The sequence below is a fragment of the Kribbella sindirgiensis genome, assembly GCF_004331435.1.
Classification (GTDB): domain Bacteria; phylum Actinomycetota; class Actinomycetes; order Propionibacteriales; family Kribbellaceae; genus Kribbella; species Kribbella sindirgiensis.
This window is the reverse complement of sequence record NZ_SJKA01000047.1, coordinates 1-647: the sequence shown is the minus strand read 5'-3', so window position 1 is coordinate 647 and position 647 is coordinate 1. Positions and strand designations below refer to the sequence as shown.

Genomic DNA, 647 nt, shown 5'->3' with positions numbered 1-647 from the left:
CCGAAAATGCACCCGAGCCCGCCCGCATCCATCGCCTGCTCAGCCTTGCGATACATCGCGTCGTCACCAGCACGCTCCCCACCCGAAACCAGCACCAACGTCCGGTTCGCCGACCGCACCACACCGTCAATCGCCTGCTGCGGCGAGAAGGTCTGCTCATACGGCGCCTTGACTCCTGCGCGCTTGTCCGGGTGCGGGAAGTTGACCTTCACCACGTCCGCGCCGAGCTCGCTGGCCACCCGAGCGGCGTAGTCGACGGCGTAGAACGAGTCCTTGCCGCCCTTCGCCTCGATCGCCTCGCCCCGCGGGTAAGCCCACACGACCAGCGGCATCCCGAACCGCTCAGCATCCGTGCGGATCTGCCGGTACTGCGCAAAATCCGCCTCCTGCGCCGGCGAACCGACGTACAGCGTGTACCCGACCGCGTCCGCGCCGAGCCGCACGGCATCCGCGACACTCGCGTGCACCGGAGACAACGCGGCCGCATCCGACGGGATGTCGGTCTTACCGTTCAACTTCAAGATCAACGGGATCTCACCGGCGTAGTCCCAAAAGAACTTCTCCGCCAACCCGATCTGAATCGCGACCCCGTTGAACTCACCCGCGATCGCCAACTTCATGACGTACGCCGGATCCGACGCAACCGG

The 647-nt window shown here is 65.8% G+C and carries 1 protein-coding gene; it reads right to left on the bottom strand.

Going from position 1 to position 647, the window contains the following annotated elements; translation table 11 throughout:
• Positions 1-620: class I fructose-bisphosphate aldolase (locus tag E0H50_RS42680; protein WP_131297161.1), on the bottom strand; the 620-nt coding region annotated here is incomplete at its 3' end.
• Between the last annotated feature and the right edge of the window lie 27 nt (positions 621-647).